We start from the raw sequence: 18,207 nt of genomic DNA on the forward strand, positions 1-18,207 counted from the left end.
CAATTTATTATAAGAAAATAAAAAAGTGTTGCAGTAAATGCCATTATACGTTAAAATGAAAAACGTTTCCAAAACAAATATAGTGAAAACATAGAATGGTAAATAAGTAAGACCTGCTTATTTGCTTTTATATGAATTCTATATATGTATAATTATGATGGTTTGATTTCTTTGTATCGAGTGCAGAGGCGTTAGGCAGCATCTCAAAAACCTTTTTGTAAAAAAAGGTTTTTAAGGTGCTGCCTTTTTTAATTAGAAATAGGAGGAATATTTATGGCATTTCATAAACCGCAAAAAATTGCAGAAATTACGATAGAAACAGGAGTGACGAAGACAAAGCTTCCTTTTTCACATCTGTTGTTGCTTGGATTTTTAGGAGGAGCATTTATTTCACTAGGCTATTTACTAGATATTCGTGTCATTGGTGATTTGCCTAAAGAATGGGGAAGTCTATCTAATTTAATTGGGGGAGCAGTTTTCCCTGTTGGTCTAATATTAATTGTTCTAGCTGGGGCAGAACTGATTACGGGAAATCTGATGTCGGTCTCCATGGCATATTATGCAAAGAAAATTACTTTAGGTAGTCTTGTTCATAATTGGGTTTGGGTTACGTTAGCAAATCTAGTGGGAGCACTTTTTGTAGCTTATTTCTTTGGACATGTAGTTGGTTTAACTGAGATGGGTCCATATTTGGATAAAACGGTGGCAATTGCAGAGTCAAAAGTAGATCATACGTTTTTAGAAACTTTTGTTTCGGCGATTGGTTGTAACTGGCTTGTATGTTTAGCGATTTGGTTAGCTTATGGAGCAGATGATTTTATTGGAAAAATTGCAGGCATTTGGTTCCCAATTATGGCGTTTGTCGCAATTGGCTTCCAACACGTTGTTGCGAATATGTTTGTAATACCTGCAGCAATTTTTGCAGGACAGATGACTTGGGTTGAGTTTATTGGAAACATCATTCCAACGTTCCTTGGTAATGTAGTAGGTGGAGCGATTTTTGTTGGATTGCTTTATTGGTATGTTTACGATAAACAAGCAAGTAAAGTTCAAAAACCTCGTTAAATTTTTGAGAAACGAACACTAATTTAGGAAACAATTATAAATATGATACGAAAAACTGTCTAGTTCTCTTAGGGGCTACTTTAATTTCTTCTTATTAGAAATTGAAGTAGCCCTTTGGTTTATTTTCCTTATATCGTTTTACAACGAATATAAAGTAATGTAACTATGTTTAGATTTTTTACAATCGTAGTTTGTACAAAACGATAATACTAGGTTAAAATAGTATCATTGATGTTTTTGTACGGAGGGGCATAATGAAAAAAGAATTTGTAGTAATAGGATTAGGTCGTTTTGGGGGTAGTATTGTACGGGAGTTAGTTCGATTAGGGGCGGATGTTTTAGCAATTGATAATTCTGCTGAAAGAGTAGATGAATACGCGAAAATTGCTACCCAGAGCGTCATTGCAGATACGACGGATGAGGAAGTTATTAAATCCTTGGGTATTCGAAACTTTGAGCATGTTATAGTAGCCATTGGAGAAAACATTCAAGCGAGTATACTAACGACGTTAATTTTAAAAGAGCTCGGTGTTGAACAAATAACGGTAAAAGCCCACAATGATTACCATGCAAAAGTATTAAAGAAAATTGGAGCAGATCATGTCGTTCATCCTGAACGGGATATGGGGATTCGTATTGCGAATAATATTATGTCCAATAATGTATTAGATTACTTAGAGTTGTCCGATGAGCATTCAATAATGGAAATTCGAGCCAACGATCGAATTGCTGGATTTTCTTTAATTGATCTAGATATCCGTGCGAAATATGGAATTAATATTGTTGGAATTAAAAGAGGGGAAACGATTGTGATTTCTCCAGCAGCTGACGATAAAATATTATTAGGCGATATTTTGTTAGTGATAGGAGCCGATGTAGATATTAATCGCTTTGTAAAAAAGGCGATGAGCTAAAAAAATTTCCTCATTTAAAATAAAGGAAAGGGTTGTCCAAAATAGGACAACCCTTATTTTTATACTTCCATAATAATAGGTAAAATCATTGGTCGACGTTTTGTTTTTTCGAATAAATATGGTCCTAAAACGTCGGTAATTTCATTTTTCAATTCAGTCCACTGAGTAGATTTTCCTTGAATCATTTCATTTAAATGACTATTTAACATTTTTTGTGCTTCACTAATAAGCGTTCCAGATTCCCGCATGTAAACAAAACCACGGGAGATAATATCAGGTCCAGCGACAATTTTTTGTTTCTTCATATCTACACTAACAACGACGATGACTAATCCTTCTTCTGAAAGAATACGGCGATCTCTTAATACAATATTGCCGATATCTCCAATACCGCTACCATCGATGTATACATCACCAGAAGGAATTCGACCAGCTACGTGTGCTTCATTGGAACTTAATGCTAAAACGTCCCCATTTTCCATAACAAATGTATTTTCAATAGGTACGTCACAATCTTCCGCAAGGTTCGTGTGCATTTTTAACATGCGATATTCACCGTGAATTGGCATGAAAAACTTCGGTTTAATTAGTCGAAGCATTAATTTTTGTTCTTCTTGTGATCCGTGGCCGGAAGTATGGATATTGTTTAATGAACCATGGATTACTTCAGCACCTGCACGGAACAATAGATTAATAATTTTATTAACACTCATAGTATTTCCTGGTATTGGTGAAGAAGAGAATACTACTGTATCACCAGGTTGGATTTGGATTTGTCGATGGGTACCATTTGCAATTCGTGATAATGCTGCCATCGGTTCCCCTTGAGAGCCTGTACATAAAATCATCACTTCATTTGCTGGTAAACGGTTGATCGTTTGTGCATCGACAAAAGTTTCCTTTGGTGCAGTTATATAACCTAGTTCGCGACCGATGGAAATGGCATTATCCATCGAGCGTCCGAAAACAGCAATTTTACGGCCATATTGGGCAGCCGCATCTGTCACTTGTTGAAGACGATGGATGTTTGATGCAAAGGTTGCAAAAATAATACGTCCTTCAACTTTTCGTAAAATATCATGAATACTTTCGCCAACTTTACGTTCAGACATCGTAAAGTTTGGAACTTCTGCATTCGTACTATCAGATAATAAACAAAGTACACCATCTCGGCCGATTTCCGCCATTTTCGTTAAGTTTGCAGGTTCTCCTACTGGAGTAAAGTCAAACTTAAAGTCTCCTGTATGGACGATGTTTCCAGGAGGTGTTTTAACGACAATCCCAAAGGCATCTGGAATACTATGTGTTGTACGGAAGAAGCTGACAGATGTTTTTCTAAACTTAATGACGTCGTCTTCTTTAATCTCGATTAATTTTGTTGTTCGAAGTAAACCGTGTTCATCCAGTTTATTGCGCAATAAACCTAAAGCAAGCTTCCCACCGTATACAGGAATATTCACTTGGCGTAATAAATAAGGAATACCGCCAATATGGTCTTCGTGTCCATGGGTAATAAATAGACCTTTAATTTTATCAGCGTTACGTACTAAATAAGTGTAATCCGGTATAACATAGTCGATTCCTAATAAATCGTCTTCAGGAAATTTGATTCCAGCATCGATGACAATAATTTCATCCTGGAATTGTACTGCATATGTGTTTTTACCGATTTCGCCCAGTCCGCCGAGAGCGAAAACAGCCGCTTGATCATTTTTTACAAATTTCATAAATATTAAGCGTTCTCCAAGCGGAAGTTCGGGCTATTTTTTTCATACTCTAAATAGTTGCCCTCTAGCAATTGAATATATTCAATGTTGTAGTTACGGTCTTTTAAATACTCGCGGACTTCTCTTTCAGAAGATGCTTCTAAATAAAGACTCTTTGTATTTTCGCGAACTGGTACCTCTAAAGCATTTTCTTGATAATAAACTTTGTAAATCATATTTTCTCTCCTTTAATTAACGTACATTTTCTTGCATCGACTAGATTTTAAAAATTCCATTGTGCCTTAGAAAATATAGCAGAATATTGGCTCAATCATATACTAAAATCTACGACATTTTCTAGAGGCTTTATCTTTCTTCAGTAAATAGACTATTTAAACATTGAAAACACCTGTCTCCATATTACCATCAATTGGTTGAAGAGTCTTGTTTTGAAGAAAGATAAATGTCTCTAATCTTTTAAATGATGCATTTCCTTTATATTATCATGCGTCTCCTTTAAAATAAAGAAAAGCCCTTCGATTTTGAAGGGCTTAAGCAATTGATTTTTTTCCGAGGATGCCATTTAATCGTTTCAAAATTTTCTTTTTGAGTCGTTTTAACATGGCACATCACTCCTTAAGTTAATTATACTGTTATTTTTCTATATGTAAAGTATTTTTCATTTACATATAAATATGCATTGAGAGGGTTTTGACATGACAAACATACTATTTTTTGACGTTGATGGAACACTTTATAATACGAGGAAGGAAATACCGAATTCTGCCAAAGAAGCTATAGAGCGAGCCCGACAAAATGGGTATGAAATTGCTATTGCGACAGGTAGAGCGCCCTTTATGATTCAAAGTATTTTAGAGGAGTTAAATATTGATACATACGTTACGTTTAATGGCCAATATGTCGTCTATAAAGGGAAGGTCATCTATACAGATAGCGTTCCGAAAGAGTATTTATCTAAAATTATTGAATTCGGTCACAAAAGAAATCATCCGGTTGTTTTCTTAGATGATAAAGAAATGATTGCTTCTGTTGAAGGAAACCCATTTATAGAAGAAAGTATAAATACACTTCAATACCCTTATCCTGTCTCAAACCCTTCCTTTTATGAAAATGCTGAGGTATACCAAACGCTTATTTTTATTGAAGAAAAAGACGAAAAAGTTTACCATGAGACTTTTCCGGAAGTGAAATTTATTAGATGGCATCGATATTCCTGTGATATTATTCCGAAAGACGGATCGAAGGCGAGAGGGATAAAAAAATTATTGGAGAAAATGAATATTCCGATTGAAAATTCCATCGCATTCGGAGATGGTTTGAATGATATTGAAATGCTACAAGCTGTTGGGACATCTGTTGCGATGGGAAATGGCCACGAGCAAACAAAAAGGGTAGCTACTTACATTGCGGATCATGTTGATAATGATGGTTTGTCTAAAGCGATGAAAGAGCTTCGAATTATATAGATTCAAATGAAACATTGTTATTTATTATTAGTTTATGTAGGACATTGATACCTACCTAGACTATAATTAAAATATTTTGTTAATAATGAAGGAGGTGTCTTATAAGACACCTCCTTTATCTATTATTCACCGTTAAGTGGGAATGAATCCGGTACTTGAGCGAAAGGATTTTCTTCATTAATGTGATCGTAGAACATCACACCATTTAAATGATCTAATTCATGTTGGAATGCAACGGCTGGTAAACCATTTAAACGAATTTTCTTTTCTTCACCATCAACTGTATAAAATTTAGCAGTGATTCGTGCATAACGAGGAACATAGCCAGGTATTTCACGATCGACGGATAAACAACCTTCACCTGAAGGTATATAAGTTTTTTCTACAGAATGACTGACGATTTTTGGGTTGATTGCAACAAAACTATAAAGTTCCCCTTTATCATCTTCTACATGTAAGGCGAACATTCTTTTTAGTTGATTGACCTGATTGGCAGCTAAACCAATACCAGGACGAAGACCATATTTTTCAGCAATCTCTGGATTTTGACTATTGATTAAATATTCCAATAGGTCAGAGGCAAGTTTACGATCATCTTCAGTTAAAGGAAATGTCACTTCCTCTGCTCTTGTTCGTAATGATGGATGACCTTCACGAATAATATCTTTCATTAAAATCATAATTTATTCTTCCTTTCAACAGCTACTATGTAATTAAAGTATACAAAACTGACGATTATATTTTAAAAATATCATATGTTTTACTTTTTTGCTTTAGAAAAGTTTAACTATAACAGTATATGTAAATATAAAAATGAAGGAATGATAATTTTAGAAAAATTATGTAATGAAAACAAATGAAATGTTAAGTTAAAACGTTTTGTTATAATACAGTTCTCTTTTTTGGTATAACAGATTGATTTTGGAGAGAAAATAAGAATTTGAGAAAAAAAGTGTAAATTAAACAATAATCAATGATTGACCGAATGAAATTATTTTTATATACTCAATCTAACAATATATTGTACTATTTTTTTTGAGAGAAATTTTAATACAGAACTAAGGAGAGGTGCTTTATGGGAGAAAAAATTTCAAAACAATTTGATCCAACTGCTATTTTACAAGAGATCGAAAGTAAGTTTGAGATGTTCCAAATTTTAAATGAAGAGGGAAAAATCGTTAATGAAGATGCTGTTCCTGATTTAACGGATGAAGAATTAGTTGAACTAATGACTCGTATGGTTTACACACGAATTTTAGATCAACGTTCGATTTCTTTAAATCGTCAAGGTAGATTAGGTTTCTATGCACCGACTGCAGGTCAAGAAGCATCTCAATTAGCTTCTCATTTTGCATTGGAAAAAGAAGACTGGATTTTACCTGGTTATCGTGATGTTCCTCAAATCGTATGGCACGGCCTTCCGTTATGGAAAGCGTTTTTATTTAGCCGTGGGCATTTTGTAGGGAACCAAATTCCAGAAGGGGTTAACGTTGTACCTCCACAAATTATTATCGGGGCACAATACGTTCAAACAGCTGGAGTAGCGTTAGGTATTAAAAAACGTGGAACAAAAAATGTTGCGATTACTTATACAGGTGACGGTGGTTCTTCTCAAGGTGACTTCTATGAAGGAATTAACTTTGCAGGAGCCTTTAAATCACCAGCTATTTTCGTCGTACAGAATAACCAATATGCGATTTCAACACCACGTGACGTTCAAACTGCCGCAAAAACAATTGCTCAAAAAGGGATTGCAGCCGGAATTCCAAGTATTTTAGTTGACGGTATGGATCCATTAGCAGTTTATGTAGCGACTCGTTATGCTCGTGAACGTGCAGTCAATGGTGATGGACCTTCCTTAATTGAAACAATGTGTTACCGTTATGGACCACATACAATGTCTGGTGATGACCCAACTCGATACCGTACAACGGATATTGATAATGAATGGGCAGCTAAAGATCCAATCGTTCGCTTCAGAATTTACCTAGAAGGCAAAGGATTATGGTCTGAAGAAAAAGAAACAGAAGTAATTGAACGTGCTAAAGAAGAAATAAAAGCAGCGATTAAAAAAGCTGATGAAACACCAAAACAAAAAGTAACAGATTTAATTGAAAATATGTTCGAAGAAAAACCTTATAATTTACAAGAGCAATATGAAATCTATAAAGCGAAGGAGTCGAAATAACCTATGGCACAAATGACAATGATTCAAGCAATTACGGATGCACTACGTTGCGAACTAAAAGACGATGAGAATGTTTTAGTGTTCGGTGAGGACGTAGGTGTAAACGGTGGGGTATTCCGTGCAACGGAAGGCCTTCAAAATGAATTTGGCGCCGATCGTGTATTTGATACACCGCTAGCTGAATCTGGAATTGGTGGGTTAGCAGTCGGGTTATCATTAACAGGTTTTCGACCAGTTCCTGAAATTCAATTTTTCGGTTTCGTATATGAAGTAATGGATTCAATTAACGGTCAGTTAGCTCGTTACCGTTATCGAACAGGCAATACTTATGCGATGCCAGTGACAATCCGTTCGCCTTTCGGTGGTGGCGTTCATACACCTGAAATGCACTCTGATAGTTTAGAAGGTTTAATGGCTCAACAACCTGGATTAAAAGTTGTCATCCCTTCAACTCCTTACGATGCGAAAGGGTTACTTATTTCATCTATTCGTGATAATGATCCAGTTATTTTCTTAGAGCATTTAAAACTATATCGTTCAGTACGTGAAGAGGTACCAGAAGAGTCTTATACAATACCACTTGGTAAAGCTGATGTGAAACGTGAAGGGAAAGATTTAACGATTATCGCATACGGCTTAATGGTTCATGAAAGTTTAAAAGCAGCTGAAGAGCTTGAAAAAGAAGGATACTCAGTAGAAGTGATTGACTTACGCACGATTCAACCGCTTGATATTGATACAATTATTGCGTCTGTTGAAAAAACAAACCGTGCAATCGTTGTACAAGAAGCTCAAAAACAAGCTGGTATTGCGGCGAATGTCGTAGCTGAAATTACAGAGCGTGCTATTTTAAGTTTAGAAGCACCGGTTTTACGTGTAGCAGCTCCTGATACAGTATATCCATTCCCACAAGCTGAAAATATTTGGTTACCGAATTATAAAGATATTTTAGAAACAGCGAAAAAAGTTTTAACATTCTAATGATTTGTAGATAGAAAGGGTGAAATAAATGGCGTTTGAATTCCGCATGCCTGACATTGGAGAAGGTATTCATGAAGGTGAAATTGTAAAGTGGTTCGTTAAACCAGGTGACAAAATTCAAGAAGATGATGTACTATGTGAGATTCAAAATGATAAAGCAGTCGTTGAAATGCCTTCACCAGTAGAAGGAACAATTGAGGAAATCGTCGTGGAAGAAGGCTCAGTAGCAGTCGTTGGAGATGTTATTATCCGTATCGATGCCCCTGGATATGAAAATCTTCAGTTTAAAGGCGATGATCATCACAAGGAAGAACAATCTACCGCTACTACGAGTGCGCAAGTTCAAGGTACAGCAGAAAACGGTGGTCCTGTAGAAAAAGCACCAGTCGAAGGTGATTCGAAAGAAACTGAATCAAAGCAAACGACAACGCCAGTTACAGCTGCTGCAACTGCAAACAATGAGCGTGTAATCGCAATGCCATCCGTACGTAAATATGCTCGAACAAACGATGTAGATATTCATTTAGTGAGCGGAACAGGAAAAAATGGCCGCATTTTAAAATCTGATATCGATAACTATTTAAATGGTGGTGCGAAAAGCAAACCAGAAACAGATTCAACGGTTGAAGAAACGAAATCAGAAACAACAACTACTACTGTCGAAGCACCCGTTAGCTTTGAAGGAGAATTCCCTGAAACACGTGAAAAAATTTCTGGTATTCGAAAAGCGATTGCAAAAGCAATGGTTCATTCTAAACAAACGGCGCCTCACGTTACGTTAATGGACGAAGTAGATGTAACTGAATTAGTTGCCCATCGTAAGAAATTTAAAAATATTGCTTTAGAAAAAGGAATTAAACTAACTTACTTACCTTACGTGGTGAAAGCATTAGTTTCCACTTTACGTGAATTCCCAGACTTAAATCGTTCATTCGATGACGCGACAAATGAAATTATTCAAAAGCACTATTATAATATTGGTATTGCAGCCGATACAGAAAAAGGATTACTTGTACCAGTTGTAAAACATGCTGACCGGAAGTCCATTTTCAAAATTTCTTCGGAAATTAATGAACTTGCAACAAAAGCTCGTGAAGGAAAACTTTCACCAAATGACATGAAAGGTGGAACATGTTCGATCACGAATATTGGTTCTGCTGGAGGTCAATGGTTTACTCCTGTCATTAACCATCCTGAAGTAGCAATTTTAGGAATTGGAAGAATTTCAGAAAAACCTGTAATAAAAAATGGTGAAATTGTAGGGGCACCTGTGTTAGCATTATCATTGAGCTTTGATCATCGTATGATCGACGGCGCCACAGCGCAAAATGCTTTAAATCATTTAAAACGTTTGCTCAGTGACCCGGAACTTTTATTAATGGAGGCGTAAAAAATGGTAGTAGGAGATTTCGCAATTGAAATTGATACTTTAGTCGTTGGAGCAGGCCCTGGTGGTTATGTAGCCGCAATTCGTGCAGCTCAAACTGGACAAAAAGTAACAATTGTAGAAAAAGATGTATTAGGTGGCGTTTGCTTAAACGTAGGATGTATTCCTTCAAAAGCTTTAATTTCTGTTGGTCACCGTTTTGAACATGCTAAACATTCAGAAGATATGGGAGTTATTGCTTCTGAAGTGAAACTTGATTTTGAAAAAGTTCAAGCTTTCAAAAATAGCGTTGTTAACAAATTAACTGGCGGTGTAGAAGGCCTATTAAAAGGAAATAAAGTAAATATCGTTAAAGGTGAAGCATACTTCGTTGATGCTAACACAGTTCGTGTGATTGACGGGGATTCTGCTCAAACATATACATTTAAAAACGCAATTTTAGCTACAGGTTCTCGCCCTGTTGAAATTCCAACATTTAAATTTTCTGATCGCGTTTTAAATTCAACTGGCGCTCTTAACTTAAAAGAATTACCACAAAAATTAGTCGTTATCGGTGGCGGTTATATCGGTACAGAATTAGGTTCTGCATTTGCAAACTTTGGTACTGAAGTAACAATTATCGAAGGTGGTAAAGATATTTTAGCTGGCTTCGAAAAACAAATGACTCAAATCGTTAAAAAGGGCTTAAAGAAAAAAGGTGTAACAATCGAAGTAAACGCATCTGCTAAAGGTGTTGTTGAAAACGAAAATGGCGTAGTTGTTACTTATGAAGTTAGTGGAGAAGAGAAAACTGTTGAAGCTGACTATGTATTAGTAACAGTAGGTCGTCGTCCAAACACGGATGAGCTTGGCTTAGAACAAATTGGTATTGAGTTTGCAGAGCGTGGTTTATTAAAAGTTGATAAACAATGCCGTACAAACATTCCTAACATTTATGCAATTGGTGATATCGTTGCTGGACCACAACTTGCTCATAAAGCTTCTTACGAAGGTAAAGTAGCTGCAGAAGCAATCGCTGGTGAAAAATCAATCGTAGATTACTTAGCTATTCCAGCTGTATGTTTCACAGATCCAGAAATGGCAACTGTTGGTTACAGTGAAGAACAAGCAAAAGCTGAAGGTTTAGAAGTAAATGTGGCTAAATTCCCATTCGCTGCGAATGGTCGTGCCCTTGCTTTAAACCAAACTGAAGGTTTTGTAAAATTAGTAGCTCGTAAAGAAGACGGTTTACTTGTAGGTGCTCAAATTGTTGGTGCTGGCGCTTCTGATATGATTTCGGAATTATGTTTAGCAATTGAAGGTGGAATGACTGCTGAAGATGTATCTTTAACAATTCACCCACACCCAACATTAGGTGAAATTACAATGGAAACTGCTGAAGTATTACTTGGCAACCCAATCCATATCATTTCAAAATAATAGTATGTTTAAAACGTATTCATTCTGCAATTTTGTAGATGAATACGTTTTTTTGTTTGCTTTGGTATAAAAAATAGGGTGCGATTTTCATATACTGCTTTTTAGCTGAATAATCAAAACCTACAAAATTTTCGCTAAGTTGATTATAATGATGATAGTTCATTATATTTTATTTTTAGGGAGAACCGATGAAATCTCATACGTTGCAGTCGAAAATATTTACATATAATATTTTCGTTATTTTATTAATTATAGTTGCCATTGGCATTTCATTTTACTTTACATTATCAAGTGTCATTAAAAATGAAATTGGTTTAAAAGCAGTACAAATTGCTAAAACAACAGCTAATCGTCCGGATATTATTGCAGGTTTTTATGCCGATAATCCATCAGAAGTACTTCAACCAATCGCTGAAGAAATAAGACGGGAAACCGATGCCGAATATGTCGTAATTGGGAATGAAGAAGGGATTCGTTATGCCCATCCAGTTGAGGAACGTATCGGTCAAAAAATGGTTGGAGATGATAACGAAGATGCGCTAGAAAAGGGACTAACTTATATTTCAGAGGCAACTGGAACCCTTGGGCCAGCCATTAGGGGGAAAACACCGGTCATTGGATATGAAGGCGAAATTATTGGAGTTGTATCAGTTGGATATTTAAAAACAGACCTTAGTACAATGTTTTTAAGATACTTGGATAATATTGTTTATATTTTAATTTTTGGTATAATGATAGGAATTATTTTCTCGTCCCTTCTATCAAAACGTTTAAAAAAGGAACTACTAGATTACGAACCAATCGAAATCGCCGAGCTGTTAAAACAACAAAATGCCCTTATTGAATCCGTACGAGAAGGAATTATTATGGTGGATCATAAAGGGACGATTACGGTTGTCAATTCGGCAGCTCACAAAACATTGTCTATTAGCGAAGATGTTCCATTAGTCGGCAAAGACATACGTGAAGTAATTCCGAACTCCCATTTATTTGAGGTTCTATCTACCGGTGAAAGACAGTTGGATCGACCGATGATTATAGCTGGAAAGAAAACCGTTGTAAATCGAATCCCTATTTTAAATGGTGGTAAAGTAGTCGGTGCTGTTTCAAGCTTCCGTTTACAATCGGAAATTGATCGTTTAGCACTGGAACTTTCCCAAGTAAAAAAATATGCCGAAGCATTACGTGCCCAAACCCATGAATATAATAATTTCTTATATACGATTTCTGGTTTAATCCAGCTAGAAAATTATCATGAGGCACTGGATTTAATACATAGTGAACGGGCGGAACAAGGGAGTTTAATTCAATTTATATCCCAAAGATTTAATGATCCATTAATTAGTGGGATTTTAATCGGTTTTTATAATCGAGCGAAAGAATTGAAAATAAAATTAATTATCGATGAAGATAGCCTTTTAGAAAAGTTGCCTAAATCAATACAAAAACATCTTTTTGTATCGATTTTAGGAAATCTAGTAACAAATGCCTTTGAAGCTGTTGAACATCTAGAAGAAAAGGAGCGTTCAGTAAGGATATTAATACTAGATAATGGAAAGGAAATTTTAATTGAGATTGAAGATAGCGGCAACGGAATTGACGATGACATAAAAGATCATTTATTTGAAAAAAGAATAACAACAAAAAATGAGGAAAATCAGCATGGGTTTGGTCTAATAAAAGTAAAAGAAAATGTTGCGGAACTAGGAGGTGAAATATATATTGAAAATGGTGATTTAGGGGGAGCACTATTTATCATCGTGATTCAAAAAGGGGGGATTAATCATGCATGACATAATAGAAGTTTTAATCATTGAGGATGATAAAAGAATTGCACGCATTCATCAAAAATTTCTTGAAAAAATTGACGGGTTTCAAAATGTAGGAATTGCTTATAATGCGGAAGAGGCCTTTGAATGGATTGATTCCTTTCATCCACATTTAGTTTTATTAGATGTCTATTTTCCTGATAAATTAGGGACAGACATTTTAGAATATATTAAAATAAATAGTCCTGAGACGGACACAATTTTTATAACTGCAGCATCTGAAACAGAAATCTTAAAAAAAGCCTTTCATGGTGGTGTAGTAGACTATTTATTAAAACCGCTTACATTTGATAAATTTAAGGAAAGTTTAGAATCATATCGTTCTAAGAGATTGCTACTTGAAAAAAATGCCCATCTGGAAGAACATGAAATTAAAGAGATTTGGGCTTCTACGAAAGAAGCACAAAGATGGGATGATTTAACACCAAAAGGGATCGATGCGATTACGAAATCGAAAGTATATCAATATTTAGGTACATGTGAAAAAGGGGTAACTGCTGAAACATTAGGAAAAGATTTAGGAATTAGTCGCTCGACGGCAAGGCGTTATTTAGAACATTTAGTAGCTGACAATAAAGCCTATACAGATTTAATTTATGGAACAGTTGGTAGACCGGAAAGAAGGTACATATTAAAAAAAGAATAATAAGAAATTCCATAAAAAGGGAAGTTAAATTTAATAACGATTCCATTTAAATTGCACCAGTTTTGGTGCTTTTTTTATTTTTCTATTCATCTCTACATATTCTCGTGAACATTATGAACAAAATAGGCTTTATGGAATTAATATCATTTTATTTTACTTTTATTGTAATAAGTATGCGCTTTCATTAAAGTACAGTTAGACATTTATAAAAAATGGGGATGCATAAGGGGGATATTATGAAAAAACAATTAATGCTTAGTATTGTACTTACACTTTCTTTTATTTTAGCAGCGTGTGGTAGCAATAGTTCAAAATCTTCAAGTGAGGGAGATTCAAATTCTAGTTATCCAGAAAGTAATATCGTAATGGTTGCACCATCTGGAGCTGGTGGTGGCTGGGATTTAACAGCACGTGCTGTTTCAAAGGTTATGTCTGAAACAGGTTTAGTAGAAAAGGCAATTACAGTTGAAAATAGAGCCGGTGGTGGCGGAGCGGTATTTATGGCAGAGTTTGCTACAAAAGAAGCTAATAACGATTATATGTTAATGGCAAAATCACCACCAATTATTGTCAATAATTTAAAAGCAGAAGGAAATAGTCCTTACGGTTATAAAGATACAAAACCACTTGCTCAGTTAACGAGAGATTATGGAGCAATTGTTGTGAAAGCGGATTCACCATATAACAGTTTAACGGAAATATTAGATGCGATTAAAGAAGATCCTTCTTCTATTACATTAGCTGGTGGTTCAGCACCGGGCTCAATGGATCATCTAATTGGTATATTACCAGCCTTTAAGTATGGTATCGATCCGAAAAACGTAAAGTATGTTTCTTATGACGGTGGTGGAGAAGCGGTTGCAGCGTTATTAGGTGGAAATGCTGATATGATTGCTACAGATGCATCTGCAATAGGTGAATATGTGAAATCGGGGGATGTAAAAGTGTTAGCGGTTAGTTCAACTGAACGTTTAACAGGCGTCTTAGAAGATGTCCCAACATTCCAAGAACTAGGTATCGATGCAGAGTTCACGATTTGGAGAGGAATTTTCGGACCAAAAAATATGTCGGATGAAGCATTTGACTATTGGACGAAAAAATTCGAAGAAATGGTAGAAACAGAAGAATGGAAAACGGAATTAGAACGTAACGGTTGGGCAAGCGAATATCGTAATGCCGAAGAGTTTACAGCATTTTTAGAGGAACAGGAAAAAGTAATTGGTGACTTATTAAAAGCATTAGATATGCATAAATAATGTAATAGCTGTCCGATAAGAATTTCTTAGAGGACAGCCCATTTTTTTAATGAATGAGGTGCAGTGATGACAAAGACGTTTGATAAAATCGCTGGAATAGTTTTTTTATTAATAAGCATTTTATTTATTTCGGAAAGCTTGAAAATTTCCGGAAGTGCTTATGGCTCCACAATTGGACCAAAGACATATCCATTAATATTAGGAATTATATTAGGACTTTTAAGTTTACGTTTGTTATATGAAACATTTAAAAGTAAATCAGAAAATAAAGGGAAAACAACCTTTGAGTTTAAAAAATTTGGCATAATCTTTATTTCTGCTATTCTTTATATTTTTTTATTGGAAATCATCGGGTATGTGTTCTCAACTTTCATCTTTTTAGTCGTTGCATTCCAAGTGATGGAGAAAGGAAAAATCCTATCAACGATAATCATTTCAGCAATTTTCGCAATAGGTGTGTATACAATGTATGTTCAGTTGCTCGGTGGGGCATTACCGAAATTTTCGTTATTTTAAATAAGAGGTGTTGAAATGAGTACAATTCAATATTTATTTGATGGATTCGCTGTAGCACTTCAATGGCATAATTTATTATTTGCTTTTATTGGGGTAGTTATTGGAACTGCTGTTGGGGTTCTACCAGGGATAGGTCCAATGAGTGGAGTCGCATTGCTCATTCCGGTTACTGCTACTTTAACATCAGGAATGCCTACAGATGCTGCAGCCGCAAGCTCTATTATTTTATTAGCTGGAGTTTATTATGGTGCGATGTATGGAGGTTCTACAACTTCAATTTTATTAAATACACCTGGTGAGTCTTCATCGGTTGTGACAGCTTTAGATGGTTATCAAATGGCACAAAAAGGTCGAGCAGGTGCTGCGTTATCTATTGCAGCAATAGGTTCCTTTGTTGCGGGTATTATAGCTCTTCTTGGTCTAGTGCTATTAGCGAAACCATTATCGAATCTTGCATTAGAATTTGGACCGGCAGAATATTTTTCCCTTATGTTATTAGGGTTATGTGCTGTGAGTGGTTTAGCTGGAAAATCGATGACAAAAGCATTAATGATGACCGTATTTGGTTTAATGCTTGGTACGATTGGAATTGATGCAGTATCAGGGATTGCCCGTTTTACATATGATCTTCCAGTACTTTATGGAGGATTGGAATTTTTAACGATTGCTGTAGGGCTATTTGCATTAGGAGAAGTATTTAAAACGATTTTGGAAAGGGATAATGGTGATGCGCCTATAGCAAAAATCAATCGCATTTTGCCAACAAAACAAGATTTGAAAGATAGTGCGAAGCCAATTACCCGTGGTTCTTTACTTGGATTTTTCATTGGAGTATTACCAGGAGCTGGTGCAACGTTAGCATCCTTCTTTTCTTATATGACAGAAAAAAAGATAAGTAAAAATCCCGACTCCTTTGGGAAAGGAAATATTGCAGGCGTTGCAGCACCAGAATCAGCGAATAATGCAGCTTCAGGCGGTGCAATGATTCCACTATTAACATTAGGTATTCCAGGATCAGGAACAACAGCAATTTTAATGGGAGCACTTATTATGTATAATGTGCAACCAGGTCCTTTACTATTTGATGATCACCCTGAAATTGCTTGGGGATTAATTGCAAGTATGTTTATTGGAAACTTCGTTTTATTAATATTAAACATGCCTTTAGTAAAAGTGTTTGCAAAGATTATTCAAACGCCTAAAAAGTATTTACTACCAATTATTATTGCCATCTCCTTCTTTGGTGTTTATGCAGTCCAATATACAACCTTTGATTTATATTTATTGCTTGCTTGTGGTGTATTAGGGTATTTATTGTCAAAAAATGATTATCCTGTAGCACCAATTGTTTTAGCATTAGTACTTGGACCGATGATTGAGAATAATATGCGTCGAGCATTAACAATTTCAAATGGGGATTGGAGTATTTTTGTCACAAGTCCTTTATCCCTTGTATTTTTAATCATTGCTGCAGCGTGGATCATTGTGCCTTTAATTTTAAAAGTTACAGGTAGAAAAGTTATTGTAAATGAAGAAGAATAGAATTAAGGTATCATTTTTCGAGACAAAGTAGAAATTCTGCTTTGTCTTTCTTTTATTTTCTAACATTATAGACAGCTATTTTTCATAGGCGTACAATAACTGTATTAAGAAAGGGGGGAGGCAAAAGGTTAGCCCTTTTGCTAAAAGATGAGAATTATCCGTATTATAGCTCAAATCGCTATCTTATATATTTTTTATTATTTAGGAGTGTTCTTTGTAGAAATAACTAAGTTACCTTTACCAGCTAGTATTGTTGGTTTAATATTGCTCGCTATTTGTTTACAAATGAAATGGGTAAAGGTTGAATACATTCGAGAAGGAGCGGGCTTTCTCATTGCCTTTATGACGCTATTTTTCATTCCGCCAATTGTAGGAATTATTGATTATCCTGAGTTGTTGTCAATAGAAGGAATTATATTAATGGCGACGATATTTATTAGTACTGTATTTACTATATTATTTACGAGTAAATTAAGTGAAAAAATCGAACAAAAGGAATTAAAATTAAAGGAGAAAAGGGAAGGAGGCAACGAGGTTGTTAAAAGCAATCATCTTCATCATTAGTACAGTTGTTTTATTTTTGTTATTCAATCAATTACATAAAAAATATCCTTACCCTTTTTTATTGCCAATCTTAACAACAACAATCGTTATCATCGCAGCGCTGTTATTATTGAATATCCCTTTTTCCGACTATATGGAAGGTGGTAAGTATATTCAACATTTATTAGGACCTGCAGTCGTTGGGTTAGCGTATCCTTTATATAATCAAAAACAGTTAATCATGAAATTCAAATATACGATTCTATCGGGTATTTTCATCGCTATGTTTAGTGGTTTAATTAGTGTATATGTCATTTTAAAATTATTTAAATTGGATGATTCATATATTTTAACAGCCTTGCCAAAATCGTTGACGACTCCTATTGCGATGCAAGTGAGTGAAACGATTGGTGGAATTCCACCATTAACTGCAGTCTTCGTCATGATTGCAGGATTTACTGGAGCTTTATTTGGCTCGGTAATTTATAAGGTGGGGAAAGTTCATTCTCCTATTAGTAGAGGAATCTCCATGGGAAGTGCCAGTCACGGTGTTGGAATTACAAAGTTAAAAGAATATGGGGAAGAAGATTTGTCAATTGGTTCATTATCGATGGGATTAAGTGCAGTAATTGGTGCCATATTATGTCCGATTTTTGTATTTATCTTCTTTTGATGTAAAAAAAGAGGATGTCTTAAATAGAAGACATCCTCTTTTACTAGTTGAAATT

At 35.3% G+C, this 18,207-nt stretch carries 17 protein-coding genes; 14 read left to right on the plus strand and 3 right to left on the minus strand.

Annotated elements, in window-relative coordinates; translation table 11 throughout:
• Nucleotides 1-273 precede the first annotated feature (273 nt).
• Both MHH69_RS04870 and MHH69_RS04875 read left to right on the plus strand, forming a co-directional pair.
• The gene (locus MHH69_RS04870) at nucleotides 274-1,065 is read left to right on the plus strand and encodes a formate/nitrite transporter family protein (RefSeq protein WP_341361839.1); all 792 of its coding nucleotides are present in this window, start codon (nucleotides 274-276) and stop codon (nucleotides 1,063-1,065) included.
• Between the two features lie 254 nt (nucleotides 1,066-1,319).
• Complete coding sequence (locus tag MHH69_RS04875; RefSeq protein WP_122972386.1) at nucleotides 1,320-1,979, plus strand: potassium channel family protein; 660 nt, start codon at nucleotides 1,320-1,322, stop codon at nucleotides 1,977-1,979.
• Between the two features lie 59 nt (nucleotides 1,980-2,038).
• Here MHH69_RS04875 and rnjA read toward each other — a convergent pair whose 3' ends face one another.
• Nucleotides 2,039-3,706, minus strand: coding sequence for a ribonuclease J1 (gene rnjA / locus MHH69_RS04880; protein ID WP_122972385.1), 1,668 nt, complete (start codon nucleotides 3,704-3,706; stop codon nucleotides 2,039-2,041).
• A 5-nt stretch (nucleotides 3,707-3,711) separates the two neighbouring features.
• Nucleotides 3,712-3,921 carry a DNA-dependent RNA polymerase subunit epsilon gene (locus MHH69_RS04885; protein WP_122972384.1) on the minus strand — a complete coding sequence of 70 codons (210 nt, stop codon included), beginning with the start codon at nucleotides 3,919-3,921 and terminating at the stop codon, nucleotides 3,712-3,714.
• A gap of 480 nt (nucleotides 3,922-4,401) precedes the next feature.
• On the opposite strand from MHH69_RS04885, the gene MHH69_RS04890 reads away from it, so the two are divergent.
• On the plus strand, nucleotides 4,402-5,172 hold the full coding sequence (locus MHH69_RS04890; RefSeq protein WP_122972383.1) for a Cof-type HAD-IIB family hydrolase: 771 nt from the start codon (nucleotides 4,402-4,404) through the stop codon (nucleotides 5,170-5,172).
• A gap of 122 nt (nucleotides 5,173-5,294) precedes the next feature.
• Here the strand turns inward: MHH69_RS04890 and def are convergent, their stop codons facing one another.
• Nucleotides 5,295-5,852 carry a peptide deformylase gene (gene def, locus MHH69_RS04895; RefSeq protein ID WP_122972382.1) on the minus strand — a complete coding sequence of 186 codons (558 nt, stop codon included), beginning with the start codon at nucleotides 5,850-5,852 and terminating at the stop codon, nucleotides 5,295-5,297.
• A gap of 395 nt (nucleotides 5,853-6,247) precedes the next feature.
• Between def and pdhA the strand changes: the two genes are divergently transcribed.
• From pdhA to MHH69_RS04950, 11 genes are all read left to right on the plus strand, one after another.
• The gene (gene pdhA / locus MHH69_RS04900) at nucleotides 6,248-7,360 is read left to right on the plus strand and encodes a pyruvate dehydrogenase (acetyl-transferring) E1 component subunit alpha (protein WP_122972381.1); all 1,113 of its coding nucleotides are present in this window, start codon (nucleotides 6,248-6,250) and stop codon (nucleotides 7,358-7,360) included.
• Nucleotides 7,361-7,363: 3 nt separating this feature from the next.
• A complete protein-coding gene (locus MHH69_RS04905; RefSeq protein WP_122972380.1) occupies nucleotides 7,364-8,341 on the plus strand; it encodes an alpha-ketoacid dehydrogenase subunit beta in 978 nt (325 codons plus the stop codon).
• A 28-nt stretch (nucleotides 8,342-8,369) separates the two neighbouring features.
• On the plus strand, nucleotides 8,370-9,731 hold the full coding sequence (locus MHH69_RS04910; RefSeq protein WP_341361840.1) for a dihydrolipoamide acetyltransferase family protein: 1,362 nt from the start codon (nucleotides 8,370-8,372) through the stop codon (nucleotides 9,729-9,731).
• Nucleotides 9,732-9,734: 3 nt separating this feature from the next.
• Nucleotides 9,735-11,147 carry a dihydrolipoyl dehydrogenase gene (gene lpdA / locus MHH69_RS04915; RefSeq protein ID WP_341361841.1) on the plus strand — a complete coding sequence of 471 codons (1,413 nt, stop codon included), beginning with the start codon at nucleotides 9,735-9,737 and terminating at the stop codon, nucleotides 11,145-11,147.
• 188 nt (nucleotides 11,148-11,335) lie between these two features.
• Nucleotides 11,336-12,940 (plus strand): sensor histidine kinase, encoded by a 1,605-nt coding sequence (locus tag MHH69_RS04920; RefSeq protein WP_341361842.1) that lies wholly within the window; start codon nucleotides 11,336-11,338, stop codon nucleotides 12,938-12,940.
• Nucleotides 12,933-13,622, plus strand: a complete 690-nt coding sequence (locus tag MHH69_RS04925) for a response regulator (protein WP_122972376.1) — start codon at nucleotides 12,933-12,935, stop codon at nucleotides 13,620-13,622. Before MHH69_RS04920 ends, MHH69_RS04925 begins: the two co-directional genes overlap by 8 nt.
• Nucleotides 13,623-13,858: 236 nt before the next feature.
• Nucleotides 13,859-14,878 (plus strand): tripartite tricarboxylate transporter substrate binding protein, encoded by a 1,020-nt coding sequence (locus MHH69_RS04930; protein ID WP_122972375.1) that lies wholly within the window; start codon nucleotides 13,859-13,861, stop codon nucleotides 14,876-14,878.
• Between the two features lie 66 nt (nucleotides 14,879-14,944).
• Nucleotides 14,945-15,394: a tripartite tricarboxylate transporter TctB family protein gene (locus tag MHH69_RS04935; protein WP_122972374.1), complete on the plus strand. Its 450-nt coding sequence runs from the start codon at nucleotides 14,945-14,947 to the stop codon at nucleotides 15,392-15,394.
• 15 nt (nucleotides 15,395-15,409) lie between these two features.
• On the plus strand, nucleotides 15,410-16,936 hold the full coding sequence (locus MHH69_RS04940) for a tripartite tricarboxylate transporter permease (RefSeq protein WP_122972373.1): 1,527 nt from the start codon (nucleotides 15,410-15,412) through the stop codon (nucleotides 16,934-16,936).
• 147 nt (nucleotides 16,937-17,083) lie between these two features.
• On the plus strand, nucleotides 17,084-17,500 hold the full coding sequence (locus tag MHH69_RS04945; RefSeq protein WP_341361843.1) for a CidA/LrgA family protein: 417 nt from the start codon (nucleotides 17,084-17,086) through the stop codon (nucleotides 17,498-17,500).
• Nucleotides 17,472-18,152, plus strand: a complete 681-nt coding sequence (locus MHH69_RS04950; protein WP_341361844.1) for an LrgB family protein — start codon at nucleotides 17,472-17,474, stop codon at nucleotides 18,150-18,152. The genes MHH69_RS04945 and MHH69_RS04950 overlap by 29 nt, the downstream gene beginning before the upstream one ends.
• The last annotated feature ends 55 nt before the right edge of the window (nucleotides 18,153-18,207 follow it).

The sequence above is a fragment of the Ureibacillus sp. FSL E2-3493 genome (assembly GCF_038077515.1).
In the GTDB taxonomy this organism is placed as follows: Bacteria; Bacillota; Bacilli; order Bacillales_A; family Planococcaceae; genus Ureibacillus; species Ureibacillus halotolerans.